Origin of the sequence: Micromonospora sp. BL1, from assembly GCF_003667485.1 — a bacterium.
Classification (GTDB): domain Bacteria; phylum Actinomycetota; class Actinomycetes; order Mycobacteriales; family Micromonosporaceae; genus Micromonospora; species Micromonospora tulbaghiae.
Genome location: NZ_RCVK01000190.1, coordinates 12,363 through 34,603 on the forward strand (window position 1 = coordinate 12,363; position 22,241 = coordinate 34,603).

Genomic DNA, 22,241 nt, shown 5'->3' on the forward strand with positions numbered 1-22,241 from the left:
GCCGATCGCGTGTACGGCCCTCAGGCAGACGTGGCCGGCGGTTCCAGCAGCAGCCGGTCGAAGTCCTTCTGCGTCACCGACCAGTCCCAGGTGCTCAGCACGTGCGACGCCGCGGCCCGGCCCGCCTCACGCCAGACCTCCTCGGTGGCGGTGACGGCCAGGATCCGCTCGGCGGCCTCCTGCGGCGTACCCACCACCCAGTCGCTCGGGAACAGGCTCCGGGCGCTGTGCGGGCGGCCGGCGAAGAACGGCCAGTCGCGCACGACCGGCACCGCGCCGCTGGCCGCGCCCTCGACGAGCGCACAGTGGAAGCTCTCCCGCAGCGAGGTGCTGAGGATGACCCCGACGTCGGTGAGCGCACCGGGCACGTCCTCGGTACGGCCGGTCCGCACCACCGCGCCGGACGGCTCCAGTTCGGCCAGTTCGGCGTCGAGTTCCCGGACGTAGGCCGCGATCGCCGGGCTGAGCTCCGGGTTGAGGTCGTCGCCGACCAGCTTGAGGCGGTACCGCTCGTCGTGCCGGCGCAGCTCCCGCAGCACCGCCAGCGCCCAGCGCGGGTCCTTCGCCAGCGAACTCAACCCGACCAGCCCGAGCGTGAACCGGCTGTCGGCGGAGACCTTCGGCGCCACGTACCGGTGCAGGTCCATCGCGTTGCTGATCATGTGGGTCCGGGGCCCCTGCGGCGCGCGCAGCCGCGGCACCGCGGCCAGCGCCAGGTCGCGCAGGTGCTCGGAGACGAAGACCACGTCGTCCACACGCGACCAGTCGGTCAGGTGCGGCCACCAGCTGAACGCCTCGAAGCTGTGCAGGCGGACGATCACCCGGGTGGTGCCCGGGTCGATCATCGTCAGCATCGCGGCCCCGAGGTTGCACCAGTCCACGAAGACCGTGTCCGCCCACTCCAGGTGGGGGCCCCACGCCTCCTGGACCTCCCCGGCCCGCTTGGAGGCGCCGGCGAGCATGTGGAGCGTCACGTTCGTGCGGCCGTTGCTGAGCACCGGGAGGATCGACTCCTCCATCAGGTTCAGCCGGCGGACCTCCACCCCGGGCATCGCCTCGTAGCGCTCCAGGATCGGCCCGAGGAAGTTGTCGTTCAGCCCGGTGAAGAAGAGCATCCGGTGCGGCCGGCCGGCGGGCGGGAACGCCGCCGGGCTCTGCCGCCCGCGCGGTGTCGCCATCGCGCGGCCGGCCTCGCTGTTGTGCAGCGGCGCGAGGAACTTCTCCGGGTCCTCGGCCAGCGGCGAGGTGGTGCCGTCGAACTGCACGATCCGGTGGAACATCAGGTTGAACGCGCGCAGCACGTGCGGGGCGGCCTTGCCCGGGTTGCGCTTCTTCAGGTAACCGTCGGCCAGCTTGAGCTGCCCCCGCACCACTGTCATCAGGTGCTCGGGCACCTTGCCCTGGCTCAGCTCCGCGTCCACGATCGGGCCGAGGAGCTGCCCCTTGGTCGCCGGGCTCTTCAGCCGGCCCTGCGCCGCCAGCGCCAGCCGCTTCGCGCTGGCGCCGTGCCCGGTCTTGAGCATGTTGCCGGTGACCCGCCGGGCGATCTTGCCGCGGTGCCGCTCCGGCAGGCCGGGCGCCGTGACGGCGCCCTGCCAGAACCAGCGCACCGGACCGAGCTTCATGGCCCGCTTGCCGGTGCTCATCTCGAACACCCGCTTCGCCAGGTCGACCGTCTGGTTGCGGGTGGCGCTCGCCAGCACGGTCGGGGCCGGGCCGACGGTGTTCAGCCGGGGACGGCGGTAGCGCGCCGGGTCGGCGGACCGCTTCTCCACCGCCCGCAGCGCCGGGGCGATGCCGTAGACGGCGTCGGCCCGCCGGTAGCGCTGCGCGAGCTGCCAGACGGTGTGCAGGGCCTGCGCGTCGAGCGCGACCAGGACGTCGGCCCGCTTGGCGTGCCGGCGTACCCACGGGTCGCGCTGGGCGCGCAGCCACGGACGCCGGGCCGGAGCCGCCCGCTTCACCGCCCGGCCGAAGCGGGGGCCCAGCTCGGTGGCGGTGGGCAGCAGGTGCACCTCGGCCAGCTCGGTCGCCGCCGGGATCTTCTCCACCGGGTCGAAGGTGGTGGCCACCCGCACGGTGACGCCCCTGTCGCGGAACTGCTGGAGCGCGTCGGTCAGGACCGCCACCCGCCCGGGGACGGTGCCCATAACCATCAGGACCTCGATCATGACCTACCTTCTCGGGCCAGGACGCGAGCGCCGGCGGGGGAGGGCTGTGGGGTGCCGGCCGGACCGCCGGCGCCCAGCACCAGCTCGGTCACCTCCCGGACGGCGGGGATGAGCTGCTCCTCGCGGGCGTACTGCCGCGCCTCGGCGCGGGCCTTCTCCCGCTCGGGCGCGTCGGCGGTACGGGCCATCGCGGCGGCCCGCCGGAAGGCGCCGGCCAGCTCGGCCGGGTCCAGCCCGACCGCGCCGGTCCAGAGCGGATAGGTGGACAGCACAGTGGAGGCGTCGTGGTCGGCCTCGTGGGCGGAGACCACCGGCAGGCCGGTCGCCATGTACTCGTAGACCTTGCCGGAGGTCATGTACCGGCCGCCGGTCACCATCAGCACCACCGCGTCCCAGCGGGAGTAGAGGTCGACCACCTCGGCCTTGGGCACCGAGCCGCCGACCAGCACGCCGTCGACGGCGGCGGCCTTGAGCAGCTCCGCGTGCGCGTTGTCGCCGCGCGCCCAGGCGGCGCCGATGTGGCCCCGCACCTCGAAGCGGGCGTCGGCCAGCGCCGGGTCCTGGGCGCGTGCCGTGCGCCAGCCCTCGAGCACGGCGCTCAGCAGCGGTACGGGGAGGTTCAGCGCGCCGAGGTAGCCGAAGGTCAGCGGCCGGTCCGGCGGGGCGGGGCGGACCTGGGCCGGGATGCTCGCCGCGTCGTAGCCGTTGCGCACGATCCGCATCTTGTGCGCCAGCTCGGGGTAGCGCTCGCGGTACCAGCGGGAGATCGGCTCGTTGACGTTCCAGATGGCGACGGCGTTGCTGAGCAGCTTGATCTCCCACTGCCCGGAGACCGACTCCCGGGTGAACGCCTCACCGTTGTTGATCACGTCGACCGACCAGCCGTCGCGGAAGTCCACCACGTACGGCACCCGGTGCGTCTCCCACAGCTTCCAGGTCGCGGACAGGTTGACGTACGGCGCGCAGGTGGTCACCAGCAGGTCGACGGGCCGCTCCCGGTGGATCCGGAGCAGGGCCTTCTCCAGCGCCGGACGCCAGCCGCCGAAGACCGGCTCGGGGAAGACCTTGAGGTTCTGCTTGCGCAGGTCGGCCAGGTAGTCCTTGTGCGCCAGGGCGCGCTGCTCGGTGAACGTGCGGATGTCGGTCTCGAGGTCGTCCCGGAACAGCGGCAGCTTCACCACGCGCACGCTGGGGTCCACCCCCTGGGAGAGGGTGTGGTCGAGTCCGTACTCCCGTTCCCAGGCCTCGTCGGCGATGGTGACCGCGGTCACGTCCCAGCCCGCGGCGGCGAACTGGTTGGCGGTCTCCCGCATGCGGTAGGCGCAGCTCTTGGCCGCCGGTGGGAAGCCGATCGCGAGGTAGACCATGTGCGGCCGGGACCCGGACCGTCGCGGCCGGGGGAGTTTCAACGAGTCCCAGAGAGTTCGCCCGTTGTTCATCGATTCCGATCCTGGGGAGGTGGGGAGATGCCGTGTCGCGGCCTGGACGGCTCGGCCGGACGCGGTACCTGCTGTGCCGGTGGCCGCGTAACGACCGCCGGAGCGCGTGCGGACACTACAATAACGCCGTTCCGCGCGCCGGACCTGCCGCCGCCCGGCGGCCGGCGGGTGCGCCGTGCCCCGGATCACCGGGTCCGCCACCGGCGCCGGCCGGCCGAACACGCCGTCTCGGCCGGTCCTCGACCGCGGCCTCCGCTTTCGTAGACTCCTACGCCATGACCGCGCCTGCGCCCGACACCCGCGACCGTGAGCCCGCCCCCACCGGCGGCGACGGGTCCGCGGCCGACGACTCGTCCGATCCGGGGTCGTCCACCCCGAGCCCGACGACGACCACGGCCCCGGAGCAGCCGGAGCAGCCAGAGCAGCCGGAGCCGGACACCGCGGCCGAAAAGCGGCGCGGCGGCCGGTGGCGGCGGGCCGACGCGCTGGTGGCGCTGATCTACCTCGCCGGAGCGTTCTGGGTCACCGCCCGCGGCTGGCGCGACTACGACGGCCGGCTGCTCGGCAGCCGCCCGAACGACCAGGGCTTCAACGAGTGGATGCTGGCGTACGCGGCGCACGCGGTCACCAACCTGGAGAACCCGTTCTTCACCACGCTCCAGAACGCCCCGGCCGGCGTGAACCTGATGACGAACGTCGGGATGCAGCTGCCCGGCCTGGTGCTCACCCCGGTCACCCTGCTCTTCGGCGCGTCCTTCTCCTATCTGCTGTTCATCACGCTGAACCTGGCCGGCACCGGGTACGCCTGGTACCACGTGCTGTCCCGGCACGTGGTCGACTCCCGGGCCGCCGCGTTCGTCGGCGGCCTGTTCTGCGCCTTCGCGCCCGCGCTGATCTCGCACAGCAACGGCCACCCGCACATCACCGCGCAGTGGCTGGTGCCGTTCATCGTCTGGCGGGTGGTCGCGCTGTCCCGCGGCGAGCGGGTGATCCGCGACGGCCTCATCCTGGGCGGGCTGGTGGTGGCCCAGTTCTTCATCAGCCTGGAGATCCTCTTCCTGACCGCGCTCGGCTGCCTGATGCTGGTCCTGGCCTACCTCGCCTTCCGGCCCCGCGACGCGGTACGCCGGCTGCGCCCGCTGCTGTCCGGTCTGGCGATCACCGGCGTGCTCGTGTCCGCAGCGGCGGCGTACCCGCTGTGGATGCAGTTCGCCGGCCCGCAGCACCGGGTCGGCCACCCCGGCACCCCGGACATCTACGCCCTCAAGCTCGGCTCGTTCGTCGAGTTCGCCACCAAGTCGATCGCCGGTGGCCCGACCAGCGCGATCGGCTGGGCGCCGAACACCACCGAACAGGCCAGCTTCTACGGCTGGTCCCTGGTGGTGCTCGCGGCCGGGGTGCTCTGGTGGCTGCGCCGGGAGACCACGGTCCGGGTGCTCGGAGCCGTCGGCCTGGTGTCGGCGCTGTTCTCCATCGGCACCACCTGGACCGTCGGCACCCGTCGCACCGACGTCCCCGCGCCGTTCGCCCTCGTGCAGGACCTGCCCGTGTTCGACTCCGTGGTGGTGTCCCGGTTCGCGCTGATCACCACGGTGGCGCTCGGTGTGCTGCTGGCGGTCGCCGGTGACCGGCTCGCCGCCCGCCGGACCGAACCGGCCGGGCGGCTGGCCGCCCGCGTCGGGGCCGTCGCGGTGGCCGCCGCGCTGCTGCCGATCCTGCCGATGCCGCTGGACGCGAAGGGCCGCACCCCGGTGCCGGACTTCGTCACCGCCGGCACCTGGCGTGACCACGTGGCGCCCGGCCGCACGCTGGTGCCCGTGCCGGTGAACGGCATGACGTCGCTGTACTGGAGTTCCGCGGCGGTGGCCGGGTTCGCCGTCCCCGAGGGCTACTTCCTCGCGCCGGTGTCCGCCACCGACAACACCGGCCGCTGGGGCGTCGACCCGCAACCCACGGCGAAGCTGCTCACCGCCGTCTCGCTCGGCGAGCGGGACACCACCGTCGGCCAGGCCGACGTCGACCAGGCGCGCGCCGACGTCCGCTATTGGAAGGCCGACGCCGTGGTGCTGCCCGACCGCGGCGCACGCCGCCACGACGACCTGAAGACCGTGCTGGACGCGCTGTACGGCCCGGGGGAGCGGGTCGAGGACGTCTGGGTGTGGGACGTCCGGCCGTTCACCCGCTGACCGGTCACGGCGACTTCGTCCAGATCAGGAGCAGGTAGCCGCCGAAGTAGGCGGAGAACGCGACGACAGTGGCCAGCACCGTGCCGGCCCGGGCCCATCCGGCCCGGGCCAGGCCCACGGCGGCCGGCAGCAGCAGCGGGAACGCCGGCAGCAGGAACCGCGCCTTGGAGTGGTAGTAGCCGGCCGCGCCCAGCGTGGTGACGAGCATCAGGCCGCTGTAGAGCAGCAGTTGCCACGGCTGCCGGTCGATCGCGCTCAACACGAAGAACATGATCGACGCCAGCGCCACCACGGTGACCACCAGCAGCGGCAACGCGGCCACCTGCACCAGCGCCTGCTGGCCCCGGTCGACGGTGTAGACGCCGAAGTCGAACGTGGTGCCCCACCCGGCGGACTGGATGTGGAACCAGCCGTCCGGCCGGCCGGTCCGGGTGCCCACCCAGGCCAGGTAGCCCAGCCAGCCGGCCGGGGCGAGCAGCAGCGCCACCCAGGGCCGCCAGCCGTCGCGCCGCTTGACGACCGCCAGCAGCGCGGCCAGCCCCACCACCGGGATCAGCGACGAGGCGGTGGGGCGGGTCAGGCCGGCGAACAGGCACACCACCCCGGCGGTGACCCAGTGCCGGCGCAGCAGCGCGTACAGCGTCCAGGCGGCCAGCGCGGTGAACAGGCTCTCGCTGTAACCCATCGACTCGACGACCGCGTGCGGCACGGCGCCCCACAGCGCGGCGAGCAGGATGCCGGTACGCCTGTCGTGCAGGTGCCGGCCGATGGCGTACAGGCCCCAGGCGGCGGCCAGCGCGGCCAGCCACGCCACGACCAGCGCCGACTGGCGCGGGCTGAACGGGGAGAGCCGCTCCAGGGCCGCGGTCAGGCCCGGGTAGAGCGGGAAGAACGCCATGTTGCTCTGGGTCTTCTCGTACCCGTCGTAGCCGTGCTGGACGATGCCGAGGTACCAGTTGCCGTCGGCCCGGGTGAGCTGGGCGACGGGCGACACGTCGACGTTGCGGGCCCACAGGTAGACGACGGCCACGCCGATCAGCCGGATCACCGCGTACAACGCCAGCGCGGGCGCCGCGTCCCGGGCGGCGTCGCGCAGCCGCCGGACGGGGCCGGGCCGGGCGCGGTCGGCTGTGGCCGGCCCGGTTCGCGGAGCTGGTGCGGGCCGGCTGGGTTCCTCGGTGGTCACCACGTCCATTGTGCGGTCCCGTTCGCGCTGAGCTGCGATTGTCCGGAGGGCCCGCGTGGCGCGGCCGGCGACCCGGCGAACGACCCGGAGCGGGCGCCGGTCGTTGAACAGGATGGAGGGTAGCAACAGTCACACCAGGTCGTGGGGCACCGGCGGCGGCGGACGTCCGGGCCCGATCCGCTGTCGTAGACTCGCTCGGGTCCGCGGGCGCGGTGCTGGCGACGACGAAACGGGCAGGAATGGGATCTGACGGCACGACCGCAGCGGCGGGCACCCGGGGACGGGTCGTGATGCTGGTGGACAACGGGGTCATCGGGGACTCCCGGGTGCAGAAGGCGGCCCGCTCCGCCGCCGACGCCGGCTGGGACGTCGTGCTGCTCGGCCGGGCGCCGGTCGGCAGCCCGCAGAGCTGGCGCCTCGGCGCCGCCGAGGTGCGCCTCGTGCCGATGCCCGAGCCGCTGGCCCGCCGCCGGCACGAGTTCCGCCGGGCCTGGCTGCGGCACCCGCTCGCCTATCCGCCCAGCGGCATCGCGGCGCACCGTACCCAGGCGGTCAAGGCCTGGCGCGCGGACCTGGCGGTACGCCGGGCGGCGCTGACCGTCGCGGCCCGCGAGTCCGGCGCGGGCCGGCCGGGCGGGCTGCCCTGGGCCGCGCTGCGCGCCGAGGAGAAGCTGTCCGGCCTGACCCGCAAGTGGGTCGGGTTCCGCAACCGTCAGCTCACCCGGGCCCGCAAGGGCCGCAAGCTGGACGGCCCCTGGGACCGCGCGTACACGCTGTTCTGGCGCAGGCTGCGCGGCGACGGCGCGTGGCGGCGCCTGGAACCGGGCCTGTGGGACTACGAGCTGGCGTACGGCCCGGTGGTCGACGAGCTGGCGCCGGACCTGATCCACGCCAACGACTTCCGGATGCTCGGCGTCGGGGCCCGCGCGAAGGTCCGCGCCGCCGCGAAGGGCCGGCGGATCGCGCTGCTCTGGGACGCCCACGAGTACCTGCCCGGCGTGCAGCCGTGGCGCGACAACGCGCGCTGGCTGCCCGGCAACGTGGCGCACGAGCGGGAGTACGTGCCGTACGCGGACGCCACCATGACCGTCTCGGGCGGCCTGGCCGACCTGCTGCGCACCGAGCACGGGCTGGCCGAACGGCCCGCGGTCGTGCTCAACGCCCCGGCGGTGGACGAGCTGCCCGCGGATCCGGCCGAGCCGGCGCCGGACATCCGCGCCCGCTGCGGGCTCGGGCCGGACGAGCCGCTGCTGGTCTACAGCGGGGTGGCCGCCGCCAAGCGCGGTCTCGGGGTGATGGTCGAGGCGCTGCCCCGGCTGCCCGGCGCGCACGTCGCGTTCGTGGTCAACAAGCCCGACTCGGCGTACGTCCGGGGCCTGGTCACCCGGGCCGGCGAGCTGGGCGTGGCGGACCGGGTGCACGTGCTGCCGTACGTGCCGCACCACCAGGTGGTCCGCTACCTCGGTGGCGCGCAGGTCGGCGTCATCCCGATCCAGCACTGGCCGAACCACGAGATCGCGCTGATCACCAAGTTCTTCGAGTATTCACACGCCCGCCTGCCGCTGGTCGTCTCCGACGTGCGCACCATGGCCGAGACTGTCCGGGAGACCGGTCAGGGCGAGGTGTTCCGCGCCGAGGACGTGGCCGACTTCGTCCGCGCGGTCACCGCGGTGCTCGCCGACCCGCAGCGGTACCGCGCCGCGTACGACCGGCCGGGCCTGCTGTCCGGCTGGACCTGGGAGGCGCAGGCGCGGGTGCTCGACGAGGTCTACTCCCGGCTGCTGCCCGACGCGCCGCCCCGGCCGGCGCCGGCGGCGCACGCCCCGGTGGAGCCGGCACAGGTGGAGGTGGGCGCGTGAACGGGCCGGACGTGACGGTGGTCGTCGCCGTCTACAACACCATGCCGTACCTGACCGCCTGCCTCGACTCGCTCGTCGGGCAGACCATCGGCCTGGACCGGCTGGAGGTCGTCGCCGTCGACGACGGCTCCACCGACGGCAGCGGCGCGGAACTGGACCGCTACGCCGAGCGGTACCCGAACACGGTCCGCGTGCTGCACCAGGCCAACTCCGGCGGCCCGGCGGCGCCGAGCAACCTGGCGCTCGACCACGCCCGCGGCCGGTACGTCTTCTTCATCGGCTCGGACGACCACCTCGGCCCGGAGGCGCTGGAGCGCCTCGTCGGCGCCGCCGACCGGTGGGACTCCGACGTGGTGCTGGGCCGGATGGTCGGCACCAACAAGCGCTACGTGCACCAGGCCGTCTACGCCACCACCCAGGAGCGGCTCGACCTGTTCGACAGCGACCTGCCCTGGTCGTTGTCGAACACCAAGCTGTTCCGCCGGGACCTGATCGAGCGGTACGGCCTGCGGTTCCGCACGGACATGCCGATGGGCAGCGACCAGCCGTTCACGCTGGAGGCGTGCTTCCGGGCGAAGAAGGTGTCGGTCCTCGGCGACTACGAGTACTACTACGCGGTCAAGCGGGACAACGCCCAGAACATCACGTACGCCAGCAGGTTCGAAGAGCGGCTGCGCTGCGCCGAGGAGCTGGTCGGTTTCGTCGCCGGGCTGATCGAGCCCGGCCCGCGGCGGGACGCGGTGCTGGTACGCCACTTCACCTGGGAGGTGGCGAAGCTGCTCCGGGCGGAGTTCCTCGCCCTCACCCCGGACGTGCAGCGGCACGTCCACGACCGGATCCGCAAGCTCGCCGAGGCGTACCTGACCGACGGGGTGACCGCCCGGATGGCGTCCGAGGAGCGGCTGCGGGTGGCGGTGGCGCGCGACGGCGACCTGGACGCGCTGCGCACGCTCATCGGCCAGCAGTCCGACCGGTCGCTGCCCGAGGTGGTCGTCGACGGTGACCGCTGGTACGCCGACCACGTCGGCTTCCGCGACCCGGCGTTCGGCTACCCGGACGACTGGTACGACGTCACCGCGCGGGCCGCCGCGATACTGGCCAAGCTGACCGCGACCGGGCTGGCCTGGGGACGCGACGCCGCCGGGGAGCGGGCCCTGGTGGTCACCGCGCGCAGCCGCTGGGCCGAGCTGGCCGAGCTGAGCGCGGAGGCGCTGCGGGTCAGCGTGGGCGATCTGACGGGTGTCACGTCGGTCGAGTCCTCCGGCCCCGGTACCGTCGTACGAACGGACTTCGCGGTGGACCGGCTGCTGGCGGTCGTCGGGGGGACGGGCGAGCGTCGTATCGTACGCGCCGAGGTCTCCGCCCTGGGCGGGACGGGCTCGGCGCCGTTGCGCACCGACCGCCCCGTCGCCGCACCCCGGCTGGTGGCCCGGCGCGGTGTCCGCTGGCACCTCGTCACACCCACCACGAACCACAAGGGCCAGGTGATCGTCGCGATCACGCCGGTGACCCCCGGTCGGTTCCTTGCCCGCCTGCGCCGAATCTGGCCCTCTGGAGGAAAGTAGTTCATGAACATCTGCGTCGTCGCGCTCGGCAAGATCGGTCTGCCGCTGGCCGTGCAGTTCGCGTCCAAGGGGCACCGGGTGATCGGCGCCGACGTCTCCGAGCGGGTCGTCCAGCTGGTCAACGACGGTGCCGTGCCCTTCCCGGGCGAGGCCGACCTGGACGTCAAGCTCAAGGAGACGGTGGCCGCCGGCCTGCTGTCGGCCACCACCGACACCGCCGCCGCGGTCGCCGAGTCGGAGGCGGTCGTCGTGGTCGTGCCGCTGTTCGTGGACGCCGAGGGCGTGCCGGACTTCGGCTGGATGGACGACGCCACCCGGGCCATCGCCCGTGGGCTGAAGCCGGGCACGCTGGTCAGCTACGAGACCACGCTGCCGGTCGGCACCACCCGCAACCGGTGGGCGTCGATGCTCGCCGAGGGCTCCGGCCTGACCGCCGGCACCGACTTCCACCTGGTGTTCAGCCCGGAGCGGGTGCTCACCGGCCGGGTCTTCGCCGACCTGCGCCGCTACCCGAAGCTGGTCGGCGGCATCGACGAGGCGTCGGCCGCGCACGGCGTGCGGTTCTACGAGGCGGTGCTCGACTTCGACGAGCGGCCCGACCTGGACCGCCCCAACGGCGTGTGGGATCTCGGTTCGGCCGAGGCGTCCGAGCTGGCCAAGCTCGCCGAGACGACCTACCGGGACGTGAACATCGGCCTGGCGAACCAGTTCGCCCGCTTCGCGGACACCGTCGGTGTGGACGTCACCAAGGTCATCGAGGCGTGCAACACGCAGCCGTACAGCCACATCCACTCGCCGGGCATCGCGGTCGGCGGCCACTGCATCCCGATCTACCCGCGGATGTACCTGTGGAACGACCCGGCCGCAACTGTGGTCCGCTCGGCCCGCGAGGCGAACGCGGCCATGCCGGACTACGCGGTCGACCTGCTCGCCGCCGCGTACGGCGACCTGACCGGGGTGGGCGTGCTGGTGCTGGGCGCCGCCTACCGGGGTGGCGTCAAGGAGACCGCGTTCTCCGGCGTCTTCCCGACCGTGGAGGCGCTGCGCCGGCGGGGCGCGGTGCCGTACGTCTCGGACCCGATGTACACCAACGAGGAGCTGGTCGCGCACGGCCTGCCCGGCTACGACGGCGAGCCGGTCGGCGCCGCGGTGATCCAGGCCGACCACGCGGAGTACCGCACCCTCGCCCCGGCCGACCTGCCGGGCGTGACGGTGCTCGTCGACGGCCGCCGCGTCACCGACCCGGCGCGCTGGACCGGCGTGCGCCGGGTGGTCATCGGGGGCTGACCCCACCGACTTCACGGGCCCCGGCCGTCTCGAACGGCCGGGGCCCGTCGCGTGCCGCCGCCGGGATGACGCCGTGCGGAGTTCACCTGCCGGACACCCCGGCAATACTTGTGTCATGTGACCCGTTTAGGGTCGCAGCCGTCGGAAATCGACTCGGACCGACATCGGCCGGGCAGACAGGGAGCGTGTCGTTGTTCAGCAGAGTACGCAGCCAGCAGGGTCTCGCCGCGGTCGGCGCGACGCTTCTCGGCTACGCGGTCATGGTCCTCGCCGGAGTCCTCGGCCTGGTGGTCCCGTACGCGGTGGCCGCCGTGGTCGCCGTCGCCGGTGAGCTGGCCCTGGCCGGGCGGCACACCGGGACCGCCACGCTGCTCGACAAGGCCGGTCTCGGCGAGACCTTCCGGCGGCTGGTGCGGGACCTGTCCGTCGCCCTGCTGGTGGTCGCCACGGTGCGCCCCGGTGTGGCCGGCACCGTCGCCGTCCTGCTGCTGCCCGCCGCGCTGTGGACGCTGGCCGTGGCCACCAACGCGGTGACCAAGGTGATCGACGGCCGGGTCGACCCCCCGGCGTACACCCGCAACATCGACCTCGGCGCGCTGCGGCGGGTGCCGGTGCCGCCGGCCTGGGCGCGGCAGCTGGCCGGGCTGCGGATGCCGCTGCTGAACGTGCTGCTGGTCCCGGCGGCAGTGGTGGCCGCCGCGCTGGACCGGGTCGCCCCGGTGGTGGTCACCGGCCTGGTCACGCTCGCCGCCGGTCTGGTCACCGCCGCGGTGCTGGCGCTCACCGCGCTGCGCGGCCGGGGCGGGGCCCCGGGCGTGTTGCCCGCCGTGCACGACTGGATGGCCCGGGAACGGCCCGAGGTGGCGCTCTACTTCGCCGGCCCGGCCAAGGACGTCTACCAGGCCAACATGTGGCTCGCGCCGGTGGAGGCGACCGGCCGCCGCGCGGTCGTGCTGCTGCGCGCCGCGGACGCGTTCGAGCAGCTCGCCGACACCCGGCTGCCGGTGATCTGCGTGCCGGCCGGCGTGGACTTCATGAACCTGGACCTCAGCTCGCTGCGCGTGGCGCTGTACGCGGCGAACGTCGGCGCCAACATCCACCTGCTGCGGGAGCCGGGCGTGAAGCACGTCTTCGTCGGCCACGGCGACAGCGACAAGCAGGCGAGCGTGAACCCGTACAGCAAGGTGTACGACGAGGTCTGGGTGGCCGGGCCGGCCGGGCGGGAACGGTACGCCCGGGCCGACGTCGGCGTGCTGGACCGCGACATCGTGGAGGTCGGCCGCCCGCAGCTGGCCGGGGTGCACACGTTCGGTTCCGGCGCCGCCGACCACCGTTTCACAGTGCTGTACGCGCCGACCTGGGAGGGCTGGCTCGACGACGACCCGTACCACACGTCGCTCGTGCTGATGGGGGAGCGGATCGTGTCCGGCCTGCTCGCCGCCGGGGACGTGCGGGTGATCTACAAGCCGCACCCGCTGACCGGCACGCGTTCGCCCAAGGCCCGGGCCGTGCACGAGCGGATCGTGTCCCGGATCAAGGCCGCCGGCGGCGAGACCGATCCGTCCTCGCTGGACGGCGCCGCGCACCTGGTGGTCACCGGCCGCACGCCGGGGCTGTTCGACTGCTTCAACGTCACCGACCTGCTGGTCAGCGACGTGTCCAGCGTGGTCTCCGACTTCGTGCAGAGCGAGCGCCCGTACGTGGTGGCGAATCCGGCCGGCCTGCCCGAGGACGAGTTCCGGCGGCAGTTCCCGACCGCGCGGGCGGCGTACCTGCTCTCGGCGGACTGCGGTGAGCTGGCGAAGATCCTCGACGTGACCCGGGCCGGCGACGACCCGATGACCGGGGCGCGGCGGGAGCTGAAGGAGTACCTGCTCGGCCCGGCCGGGTCGAACCCGATGGACCGGTTCCGGGACGAGATCGGCCGGCTCTGCGGCTGAGGCGTACCGGGAAAGGGGCGACGACCGGCGCGGTCGTCGCCCCTTTCCGTCCGGTCAGCCCTGGTGCGGCGGGTTGTCGACGTCGCGGGAGACGACCTCGCCCTTGGCGTCGACCCAGCCCTTCGGGCGGGCCGGGTTGCCGGCCACCAACTGGTACGGCTTGACGTCGCGGGTCACCACCGAGCCGGCGGCGATCATCGCGTACTCGCCGACCTCGATGCCGCACACGAGCGTGGCGTTCGCGCCGATCGACGCGCCCCGGCGGACGAGCGTCGGGGTGATCGTCCAGTCCGGATTCTGGGCGCGCGGGCGGAAGTCGTTGGTGAACACCGCGCACGGGCCCACGAACACCTCGTCCTCGATGGTCACGCCCTGGTAGACCGAGACGTTGTTCTGGATCTTCACCAGGTCGCCGACTGTGACGCCCGCGTCGACGTAGACGTTGCGGCCGATCACGCAGCCGGCGCCGACCTGGGCGCTGGACCGGATGTGCGCCAGGTGCCAGACCTTGGTGCCGTCGCCGACCTGGGCGCCGGACTCCACGTCGGCCGTCGGGTGGACGAAGACGGAGGCGGACCGGTCGTTGCTGTCAGTCATCTCAACTCGCATCACATGCCAGGGCGCGTCGCGCCGTCGGGCGGGCTCGACGCAGCATAACGAGCGCTCACCCGAGCAGTTCGGCCACCGCGTCGGCGGCGGGCCGGTCGGCCGGCAGCGGGTGCGCGGCCACCACGGCGTCCACCGGCAGCGCCGCGTACAGGTGCGGGAACAGCGCGCCGCCGCGCGACGCCTCCCAGCGCAGCGCGTCGCCGAGCCGGGCCTCCTCCACCGCGAGCAGCGTCAGGCCGGTGACCCCGGCGAAGAAGCGCCGGGCGGTCTCCACCACCTGGTCGGCGGCGGAGAGGTGGACGTATCCGTCCTGCCGGTCCATCGCGGTGCCGGCGAACCGCCCCTCCGCCCGTGCCCGCGCCCACTCGTCGTCGGTGAGAATCTTGTAGATCACGGCAGCAGCCTAGAGCGGCCTCGCGTCCCGGCGGCGCGTCTGCCACCATTCGCAGGGCAACACGTCGAGCGGAGGGAGGCACGGGTGCGGATCCTCCTGGTCGAGGACGACCGCCGGGTCGCCGCGGCGTTGTCCTCCGCGCTGACCCGGCGCGGCTACCAGGTGGAACACGCCGCGACGGTGGCCGCCGCGCTCTCCGCCGCGCCCTGCGACCTGGTGCTGCTCGACCTGGGGCTGCCCGACGGCGACGGCACCGACCTGTGCCGCGAGCTGCGGCGGCGCAGCAGCCGGCTCGGCATCATCGCGGTGACCGCGCGCGGCGAGGAACGCGACCGGGTGCTGGGGCTGCGGCTGGGCGCCGACGACTACGTGGTGAAGCCGTTCTCGATGGTGGAGTTGCAGGCGCGGATCGAGGCGGTGCTGCGCCGGGCCGCGCACACCGCGCCGCAGCGCAACCTGATCGAGGCCGGCGCGGTCCGCATCGACGTGGGCGGCCGGACCGTGACGGTGGCCGGCCGGGACGTCACGCTCACCCGCAAGGAGTTCGACATCCTGCTGTCCCTGGCCCGCCAGCCCGGGGTGGCGGTGCCGCGCGAGCGGATCCTGCTCGACGTGTGGGGCACCACCTGGGCCGACCGGCACACCGTCGAGGTGCACGTGGGTTCGCTGCGCGGCAAGCTCGGCGACCCGACGCTCGTGGAGACCGTGCGGGGGGTCGGCTACCGGCTCCGCGACGCGTGAGGAGGGGCCCGTGCGCCGCCGGCTGGTGATCAGCTACCTGCTGCTGATGGTGCTGGTCCTGCTCGCCCTGGAGACCCCGCTGGCGGCCACGCTCGCGACCCGGGAGACCGACCGGGTACGCGCCGACCGCCTCGCCGACGCCACCCGCTTCGCCTCGCTGGCCGGGCCGGCGTTGCGGGGCGGCAGTCCAGGCCCCCTGGACGGGGAACTGGCCGCCTACGACGCGCTCTACGGCATCGGCGCGGCCGTGGTGGACCGGGAGCGCCGTACCGTGGTGGCCTCGTCCGGCTGGGAGCCGGGCCCGGGCGCCGGCGCGGCGCTCGACACCGCGCTGTCCGGGCAGCAGTTCAGCGGCCCGGAGTCGGTCTGGCCCTGGGGCAGCGGGCCGGTGGTGACGGCCGTGCCGATCAACGACGGCGGCGAGGTGCTCGGCGCCGTGGTCACGACCAGCCCGGCGGACGGGGTCCGCCGCACCGTCACCGTGTGGTGGCTGCTGCTGGCGGGCATCGGCCTGCTGGCGGTGCTGGCCTGTGTCTCGACCGCGTTCGGGCTGGCCGGCTGGGTGCTGCGCCCGGTCACCGAGCTGGACGCGGTGACCCACGAGATCGCCGAGGGCCGCCGCGCCGCGCGGGTCCGCGCCGGGCTGGGCCCGCCCGAGCTGCGCCGGCTCGCGACCAGCTTCAACGACATGGCCGACGCGGTCTCCGACGTGATGGACCGGCAACGCGCCTTCGTCGCGCACGCCAGCCACCAGCTCCGCAACCCGCTCACCGCGCTGCGGCTGCGGGTGGAGGAACTGGGCCCCAGCCTCGCCGACCCGGACGGGCGCGCCGAGCACCGGCTGGCGCTGGAGGAGACCGACCGGCTCGCCACGGTGCTCGACGCGCTGCTCACCCTGGCCCGCGCCGAGCGGGAGGAGAACGAACGGGTCACCGTCGACGCCACCGCCACCGCGGCGTCCCGGGTGGCGGCCTGGCTGCCGTTGGCCCGGCACCGCGAGGTCACGCTCCGCCTCGACGCCGGCGACGCGCCGGTGTACGCCCGGACCGTGCCGACCGCCATCGACCAGGCGCTGGACGCCCTGATCGACAACGCGGTGAAGTTCAGCGGCGCGCAGGGAGAGGTGACGGTGACCGTACGGGCCGCCGACGACGGGACGGTGCTGACCGTCGGCGACACCGGCCCGGGCATGACGGCCAGTCAGCTCGACCAGGCCACGGAGCGGTTCTGGCGGGCGCCGGACGCGCAGAACGTGGACGGCGTGGGCCTCGGGCTGACCATCGCGGCGGTGCTCGTGGACGCCTCCGACGGCCGGCTCACCATGCGCCAGGGCGAACCCCGGGGCCTGGTCGCCGAGCTGTGGTTCCCGGCGCCCGCCGACGAGCCGATCCGGCGCTGACCCGGCGTCAGGGCTTCGCGGCGCGGTACCACTGCGCCGCGCCCGGATGCAGCGGCAGCGGGGTGGTGACGATCGCCGACCGGGGACTCATCCGTCCCGCCGCCGGGTGCGCGGCGGCCAGTTCCTCCCGGCGGTCCATCAGCAGCCGGGTCACCTCCCGCACCAGCGCGGCGGGCAGGTCGGCGCGGACGATCAGGTAGTTCGGGTTCGCCACAGTGCTCACCGGATCGGCCCGGTAGACCGACCGGGGCACGTCCCGGGTCACGTAGACCTGCCCGTACGCCCGGCGCAGCGGCTCGGTCCAGTCGCCCAGGTCCACGATCCGCAGCGAGGTCCGCTGGGCGAGGTCGGCGACGCCGCGCACGGGCAGCCCGCCGGAGAAGAAGAACGCGTCGATCCGTCCCTCCCGCAGGGCCGCGACCGAGTCGTCCAGCCCCAGGTGCTCCTGGCGTACCCGGTCGCCGCCGAGCTGGGCCACCGCCAGCAGTCGGGTGGCGGTGATCTCCGTGCCGGAGCCGTCGGCACCCACCGACACCCGCCGTCCGCGCAGGTCACCGAGCGTGCGGATCGGCCCGCCCGCGCGGGTGACCAGGTGCAGCAAATCGTCGTAGACCCGGGCCACCGCCAGCACCGACGGATGCTCGGGTTCGCGCGGCGGCAGCACGTCGGCCTGGGTGAAGCCCAGCTCCGCCTCCCCGGCGCCGACCAGCCGGACGTTCTGCGCCGAGGCGGCGGTGACCACCACCTCGGCCCGTACGCCGGGCACCTCGCGGTTGAGCAGCGCGGCGAGCGACTGACCGAAGGCGTGGTAGACGGCGGTCGGACTGCCGGTGGCGATGCGGATGCGGGTCGGCTCGGACGGCTCGTCCCGGCAGCCGGTGAGCCCGGTGACGAGCAGGAGCACCAGCACGAGCGGGGCGGCGGCGCGCACAGGCCAGTGTCGGCTCACGGGCTGCACTCTGCGCCGTGCACCCGCCGCGGCGCAAGCCCACGCGGTGCCCGGACCGCCGGGGCGGGCCCGGGGCGTGCGCCCGGGCCGGTCAGCTCGCCGGGGCCAGCTCCGCGCTCTCGGTGATCCGCTCCCGGTACTCGCCGTTGGGCACCACCACGAGGAAACAGCCCGAGCCCGGCCGCAGCGCCGCCGGCACGTCCAGCAGCGCCGCGCCGCGTACCAGCACCGCCGCCAGGTCCCGGTCGGCGAGCCGGATGCCGAGGCAGTGCCGGCGGACGTGCCGGCCGCCGGCGAGCAGCGCCGCCCGCCAGGCCGCCGCCGCCAGCCGGGGCCGCCAGAGCCGCCGCGGCGCCGAGGCGCCCGGGAACGGCCCGCCGAGCAGCTCCCGGCGGCCCTGCCGCCAGCCCGCGGTCAGCAGATTCGCGTACGCCGCCCGGTGCTGCGGCGGCACGGACAGCCGGTGCAGCTCGTAGCGGCGGCGCAGCCCACCGGTGGTCAGCTCGTGCTCCACCGGCACGTCGAGACGTCCCAGCAGCTGCCGCATCCGCTGCGCGGCGTCCTCGCGGTTGAACTCGGCGATCCCGCCCCGGTGCGGTCCGGAGTCGAGCCGGCGTACGTCGGCGGCCGGCGGCGGCGTGCAGCGCACCATGCAGGCGATCTCGAAGGCGTCGGTCAGGGTCAGCCAGTCCAGCGGTGGCGGCGACGGGCGCGGGCGGTCGAGCAGCGTGGTGAGCATCGGCGCGGCTCCTCGGTCAGAGTCGGGGTGCCTCTACCGTCGCTGCCCAGCGCCGGGCCGGGAACCGCTGCGCCCGAGCCTTGAGCAAAATTTGCGGGAAGGCCGCGTCTCAGAGCTCGGTGACCACCAGGTCGACCTGCCGCGGCCGGCCGGGCGACCGGGGCGCCTCCTCGACCGTGTACTTCAGCTCCCGCAGCGCCCCCACCAGCGCATCGGCGGTGCGCGGCCGGGCGTCGGCGAGCAGCAGATCCCGCACCAGCCGGCCCTTCGTCGCCTTGTTGAAGTGGCTCACCACCGACCGGACCGGCGTGCCGTCCACGATCCGCTCGTGCAGCACCCGCACCGTCACCGTGCGTTCGGCGAGCGCCCCGCGCGGCGTCCAGGTGGCCGCGTACGCGCCGGAGCGCAGGTCCAGCACCGGACCGCGCCCGGCGGCCGGCTCCAGCACCGGGCCGAGCGCCTCCCGCCAGTACGCCGACAGCGCCCCGAGCCCCGGCAGCCGCGCCCCGATCGGGCAGCGGTACGGCGGGATCCGGTCGGCGAGGCGTACCGCGCCCCACAGGCCGGAGCTGATCAGCACCTGGCGGCGGGCCGCCCGCTGCGCGTCCGGGGGCAGCGTGTCCAGGCCGAGCGCCTCGTAGAGCACCCCGGTGTAGAGCCGCCCGGCCGGCGCGGTCGCCGCCTCCCGCAGCCGGGCGTTGCGCCGCAGCTCGCCGCGCTGCCCTTCGGTGAGGCCCAGCGCGGTCCGGGCCGCCGTCTCGTCCGGCCCGGCGCACAGGTCGACGAGCGCGGTCAGGACCGCCTCCCGGGCCGGGTTCAGCTCGGTCAGGGACAGCCGGGACAGGTCCAGCCGGCGGCCGGTGCCGGCTTCGGCCTTCCCCTCCGACGGGGGCAGCAGGATGAGCACCGGCACAGCGTACGGGCCGGGGTCAGCGCCACGGCCGGACGGCACGCTCGGGGTGGTACACGCGACTGCCGCCCACCTCGGCCACCACCGCCGCGTCGGCGCGGTCGCCCAGCAGCCGCCGCAGCGTGCGCTCGGCCGGGGAGCCGACGGCCACCACGTACCCGGGCCGCGGTGCGCGCGCCACCCGCTGCCAGTACGCCGGATAGCGGTTCTGCCCGGGCGTCAGCGCCCCGTCGAGCACACCGCAGGAGACCGTCTCGCCGGTGTTGAAGATCAGCCGGTTGCACGTCCAGTAGTCCCCGTACACCTCGTGCAGACCGGCTCCCCGCACCGCGTCCGCCAGCCGGCGGGCGGTCAGCTCCTCGTCCCGTACGCCCGGCACGCCGGTCAGGAACGCCACGGTGCCGGCCAGCGTCGCGGCGGTCAGCCCGGCCAGCACCACCGCCGCCGTGGCGCCGCCGAGCCGGGCCGCCCACCCGGCGGTGCCCCGCAGCGCGTGCGCGGCGGCCAGCCAGAGCGGCCACAACACGGCCGGCAGCGAGATCTGGAGCACCGACAGGTAGCGGGCGTTGCCGAGCGGGTCGGTCGCGGCGAGCGGGCTGCGCACGTACGCCAGAAGTGTCAACGCCGCGCCCGCGACCAGCGCGAGGATCGCCACGGCCCGCACCCGCGCGGCGTGGTCGGCGGCCCGGCGGTACGCGAGCAGCCCGAGCCCGGCGGCGGCCACCAGCAGCACCGGATAGAGCACGCCGAACCACTGCGCCCAGCGGGCGCAGCCGTCCATCGGGCACATGCCCGACGCCAGCGGCACCCCGTCCAGCAGCCCGCCGCGCAGCCGTTCGGCGAGCGACGGCGCTACCCCCTCCTTGGTGCTGATCTCGCGGAACACCGACAGTGAGTCCTGCCCGGGCGGCGCGACGAGGTTGTCCTTGACCACCGGGGCGATCCCGGCCAGGAAGCCCACCACCAGCAGCACACCCGGCCAGCCGATCAGATCCCGGGGCACCGCCACGGCGAGCACCACTGCGGCCACCAGCAGGTACGGCGCGATCAGCCAGTCCGACCACAGCGCCAGCCCGGCGAGCAGCCCGAACGCGCCGGTGGCCAGCCAGTGGTGCCGGACCCGCCGGCCGCCGAGGGCCACCGCGATCAGCAGCATCGCCAGCACCGCCGGCTTGACCTCCGGGCGGCCGCCGACCGCGGTGAGCTGGTCGCGGACCACCCGCTCCGAGCCGAGCGCCAGCAGGCCCACCACGACCACTGCCAGCCAGGGGGAGAACAGGCGGCGGGTCAGCCGGTACGCCAGCCACAGGAAGACCGCGAAGAGTGCCAGCAGGGGCAGCCGCAGCAGCGGCCAGCTCGGCCCGGCCCAGCCGACCAGCGGCGCGGCCAGGTACGACTCCAGCACGCCCATGTAGCGCTGGCCGTAGAGGAAGACCGGCCGCTCGCCGCGCTCGGCGATGTGCAGCGCGGCCAGGCCGAACGTCGCCTCGTCGCTGTTCGACGCGGGCACCGTGAGCAGCGTCAGCACCAGCCGGTAGCCGACCCCCGCGACGCCGAGCAGCAGCGCCACCAGCGCCGGAGCGTCCGGACGCGGCCGTACCCGGTCCCGCTTCGTCGTCGACACGACCAACGCCCCCGTCGTCGTCCCGACCGCAGTCTGTCACGGCGGCGCCCGGCGCCGGGGCGGATCGGCGTGGATCACTCGCGTGGCCCGGCCGCTCCGGTTGTGGCACTGTTGCCGTGTGCCGCCCACACCACCGGACCAGCTTGCCGTTCCGCAACTGCACCGCGCCGCGCGCTTCGAGGACGCCGTGCACGGCCTGGTGGAGCGCCGGTTGCGGCGCACCGGATGGCAGCCCAACATCATCGCGTACGCGGGCTACGGCGCCCCGGGCTGGGCGCGCGTGCTCTGCCGGGTGCTGCTCGGCCGCCCGGACACGCGGCGGCGGGGCCGGCTGGACAAGGTGCGGGGCTGGCGCAGCTTCGCCACGCTGCCCGCCAAGCACGTGAAGGTGACCATCGAGGCCGACGGCGTGCGCCAGGAGGTGACCGCCGACCGCAGCGGCTTCGTCGACACCGTGATCGAGGCCGACTTCACCCCTGGCTGGGGCTGCGTACGCCTCAGCGTCGCCGACGCCGAACCGGTGGAGGCGCTGGTCCGCATCCTCGACCCGGCCGTGCGCTTCGGCATCCTCTCCGACATCGACGACACGGTCATGGTGACCGCGCTGCCCCGGCCGCTGCTCGCCGCGTGGAACACGTTCGTGCTGGACGAGCACGCCCGCACCGCCGTGCCCGGCATGGCCGTGCTGTACGAGCGGCTGGCCACCGCCCACCCGGGCGCGCCGGTCTTCTACCTGTCCACCGGCGCGTGGAACGTCGCGCCGACGCTGACCCGGTTCCTGTCGAGGCACCTCTACCCGGCCGGGCCGCTGCTGCTCACCGACTGGGGGCCGACCGCGGACAGGTGGTTCCGCAGCGGCCGGGAACACAAGCGGGCCACGCTGGCCCGGCTGTCCCGGGAGTTCCCCGAGGTGCGGTGGCTGCTGATCGGCGACGACGGGCAGCACGACCCGGAGATCTACCGCGAGTTCGCCGCCGCGCACCCGGACCACGTGGCAGGGGTGGCGATCCGGCAGCTGTCCCCGACCCAGTCGGTGCTCGCAGGCAGCCTGCCGGCACCGGCCGGCCGGTCGTCATCCGGCCCGATAGGCCAGAAGTGGCTCAGCGCCCCCGACGGCGCCGGCCTGTGGAAGCTGCTGCGCGAAGCCGACCTGGTCTGACCGTCTTTTGCTTCTCCGCGTCGATCATGAAGTTGACGGCGTTGTGGATCTCTTAGAGGGCCGCCAACTTCATGATCAACGGGG

General features: G+C 74.3%; 17 protein-coding genes. 8 read left to right on the top strand and 9 right to left on the bottom strand.

The window, feature by feature from the left end:
• Nucleotides 1-20 precede the first annotated feature (20 nt).
• Both EAD96_RS08755 and EAD96_RS08760 read right to left on the bottom strand, forming a co-directional pair.
• Nucleotides 21-2,171, bottom strand: coding sequence for a glycosyltransferase family 1 protein (locus EAD96_RS08755; protein WP_233585561.1), 2,151 nt, complete (start codon nt 2,169-2,171; stop codon nt 21-23).
• Nucleotides 2,168-3,610 (bottom strand): glycosyltransferase, encoded by a 1,443-nt coding sequence (locus EAD96_RS08760; RefSeq protein ID WP_121683894.1) that lies wholly within the window; start codon nt 3,608-3,610, stop codon nt 2,168-2,170. The genes EAD96_RS08755 and EAD96_RS08760 overlap by 4 nt, the downstream gene beginning before the upstream one ends.
• A 275-nt stretch (nt 3,611-3,885) precedes the next feature.
• Here EAD96_RS08760 and EAD96_RS08765 point away from each other — a divergent pair, with 275 nt between their 5' ends.
• Nucleotides 3,886-5,796 (top strand): hypothetical protein, encoded by a 1,911-nt coding sequence (locus EAD96_RS08765; RefSeq protein WP_121683895.1) that lies wholly within the window; start codon nt 3,886-3,888, stop codon nt 5,794-5,796.
• A gap of 4 nt (nt 5,797-5,800) precedes the next feature.
• On the opposite strand, the gene EAD96_RS08770 is transcribed toward EAD96_RS08765, so the two are convergent.
• Nucleotides 5,801-6,991: a glycosyltransferase family 39 protein gene (locus EAD96_RS08770; protein WP_121683896.1), complete on the bottom strand. Its 1,191-nt coding sequence runs from the start codon at nt 6,989-6,991 to the stop codon at nt 5,801-5,803.
• A gap of 281 nt (nt 6,992-7,272) precedes the next feature.
• Here EAD96_RS08770 and EAD96_RS08775 point away from each other — a divergent pair, with 281 nt between their 5' ends.
• From EAD96_RS08775 to EAD96_RS08790, 4 genes are all read left to right on the top strand, one after another.
• On the top strand, nt 7,273-8,841 hold the full coding sequence (locus EAD96_RS08775; RefSeq protein ID WP_091424511.1) for a glycosyltransferase family 4 protein: 1,569 nt from the start codon (nt 7,273-7,275) through the stop codon (nt 8,839-8,841).
• Nucleotides 8,838-10,406: a glycosyltransferase gene (locus EAD96_RS08780; protein WP_121683897.1), complete on the top strand. Its 1,569-nt coding sequence runs from the start codon at nt 8,838-8,840 to the stop codon at nt 10,404-10,406. The genes EAD96_RS08775 and EAD96_RS08780 overlap by 4 nt, the downstream gene beginning before the upstream one ends.
• A 3-nt stretch (nt 10,407-10,409) precedes the next feature.
• On the top strand, nt 10,410-11,693 hold the full coding sequence (locus EAD96_RS08785) for a nucleotide sugar dehydrogenase (RefSeq protein WP_120570707.1): 1,284 nt from the start codon (nt 10,410-10,412) through the stop codon (nt 11,691-11,693).
• Between the two features lie 191 nt (nt 11,694-11,884).
• Nucleotides 11,885-13,633, top strand: coding sequence for a CDP-glycerol glycerophosphotransferase family protein (locus EAD96_RS08790; protein WP_121683900.1), 1,749 nt, complete (start codon nt 11,885-11,887; stop codon nt 13,631-13,633).
• A gap of 54 nt (nt 13,634-13,687) precedes the next feature.
• Here the strand turns inward: EAD96_RS08790 and EAD96_RS08795 are convergent, their stop codons facing one another.
• Together EAD96_RS08795 and EAD96_RS08800 are read right to left on the bottom strand one after the other, a co-directional pair.
• Nucleotides 13,688-14,230 (bottom strand): acyltransferase, encoded by a 543-nt coding sequence (locus tag EAD96_RS08795; RefSeq protein WP_120570706.1) that lies wholly within the window; start codon nt 14,228-14,230, stop codon nt 13,688-13,690.
• A gap of 67 nt (nt 14,231-14,297) precedes the next feature.
• Nucleotides 14,298-14,636 (bottom strand): DUF952 domain-containing protein, encoded by a 339-nt coding sequence (locus tag EAD96_RS08800; RefSeq protein ID WP_121683898.1) that lies wholly within the window; start codon nt 14,634-14,636, stop codon nt 14,298-14,300.
• 84 nt (nt 14,637-14,720) lie between these two features.
• Here EAD96_RS08800 and EAD96_RS08805 point away from each other — a divergent pair, with 84 nt between their 5' ends.
• Both EAD96_RS08805 and EAD96_RS08810 read left to right on the top strand, forming a co-directional pair.
• Nucleotides 14,721-15,377, top strand: a complete 657-nt coding sequence (locus EAD96_RS08805; RefSeq protein ID WP_120570704.1) for a response regulator transcription factor — start codon at nt 14,721-14,723, stop codon at nt 15,375-15,377.
• A gap of 10 nt (nt 15,378-15,387) precedes the next feature.
• The gene (locus EAD96_RS08810; RefSeq protein ID WP_120570703.1) at nt 15,388-16,776 is read left to right on the top strand and encodes a HAMP domain-containing sensor histidine kinase; all 1,389 of its coding nucleotides are present in this window, start codon (nt 15,388-15,390) and stop codon (nt 16,774-16,776) included.
• Nucleotides 16,777-16,783: 7 nt separating this feature from the next.
• On the opposite strand, the gene EAD96_RS08815 is transcribed toward EAD96_RS08810, so the two are convergent.
• The 4 genes from EAD96_RS08815 to EAD96_RS08830 form a co-directional block, all read right to left on the bottom strand.
• Nucleotides 16,784-17,725 carry a TAXI family TRAP transporter solute-binding subunit gene (locus tag EAD96_RS08815; protein WP_199733104.1) on the bottom strand — a complete coding sequence of 314 codons (942 nt, stop codon included), beginning with the start codon at nt 17,723-17,725 and terminating at the stop codon, nt 16,784-16,786.
• Between the two features lie 91 nt (nt 17,726-17,816).
• The gene (locus EAD96_RS08820) at nt 17,817-18,464 is read right to left on the bottom strand and encodes a hypothetical protein (protein WP_120570701.1); all 648 of its coding nucleotides are present in this window, start codon (nt 18,462-18,464) and stop codon (nt 17,817-17,819) included.
• Between the two features lie 109 nt (nt 18,465-18,573).
• Nucleotides 18,574-19,377, bottom strand: coding sequence for a peroxide stress protein YaaA (yaaA, locus tag EAD96_RS08825; RefSeq protein WP_121683901.1), 804 nt, complete (start codon nt 19,375-19,377; stop codon nt 18,574-18,576).
• A 16-nt stretch (nt 19,378-19,393) separates the two neighbouring features.
• Nucleotides 19,394-20,998 carry a hypothetical protein gene (locus tag EAD96_RS08830; protein WP_120570700.1) on the bottom strand — a complete coding sequence of 535 codons (1,605 nt, stop codon included), beginning with the start codon at nt 20,996-20,998 and terminating at the stop codon, nt 19,394-19,396.
• A gap of 118 nt (nt 20,999-21,116) precedes the next feature.
• Here EAD96_RS08830 and EAD96_RS08835 point away from each other — a divergent pair, with 118 nt between their 5' ends.
• Entirely contained in the window at nt 21,117-22,157 is a 1,041-nt protein-coding gene (locus EAD96_RS08835) for an App1 family protein (RefSeq protein ID WP_233585563.1), read from the top strand.
• Nucleotides 22,158-22,241 lie beyond the last annotated feature (84 nt).

Excerpts from the sequence above, each read along its gene's own strand:
- EAD96_RS08755 (WP_233585561.1), bottom strand. The coding sequence starts at position 2,171 with ATGATCGAGGTCCTGATGGTTATGGGCACCGTCCCCGGGCGGGTGGCG.
- EAD96_RS08760 (WP_121683894.1), bottom strand. The coding sequence starts at position 3,610 with ATGAACAACGGGCGAACTCTCTGGGACTCGTTGAAACTCCCCCGGCCG.
- EAD96_RS08765 (WP_121683895.1), top strand. The coding sequence starts at position 3,886 with ATGACCGCGCCTGCGCCCGACACCCGCGACCGTGAGCCCGCCCCCACC.
- EAD96_RS08770 (WP_121683896.1), bottom strand. The coding sequence starts at position 6,991 with ATGGACGTGGTGACCACCGAGGAACCCAGCCGGCCCGCACCAGCTCCG.
- EAD96_RS08775 (WP_091424511.1), top strand. The coding sequence starts at position 7,273 with ATGCTGGTGGACAACGGGGTCATCGGGGACTCCCGGGTGCAGAAGGCG.
- EAD96_RS08785 (WP_120570707.1), top strand. The coding sequence starts at position 10,410 with ATGAACATCTGCGTCGTCGCGCTCGGCAAGATCGGTCTGCCGCTGGCC.
- EAD96_RS08795 (WP_120570706.1), bottom strand. The coding sequence starts at position 14,230 with ATGACTGACAGCAACGACCGGTCCGCCTCCGTCTTCGTCCACCCGACG.
- EAD96_RS08820 (WP_120570701.1), bottom strand. The coding sequence starts at position 18,464 with ATGCTCACCACGCTGCTCGACCGCCCGCGCCCGTCGCCGCCACCGCTG.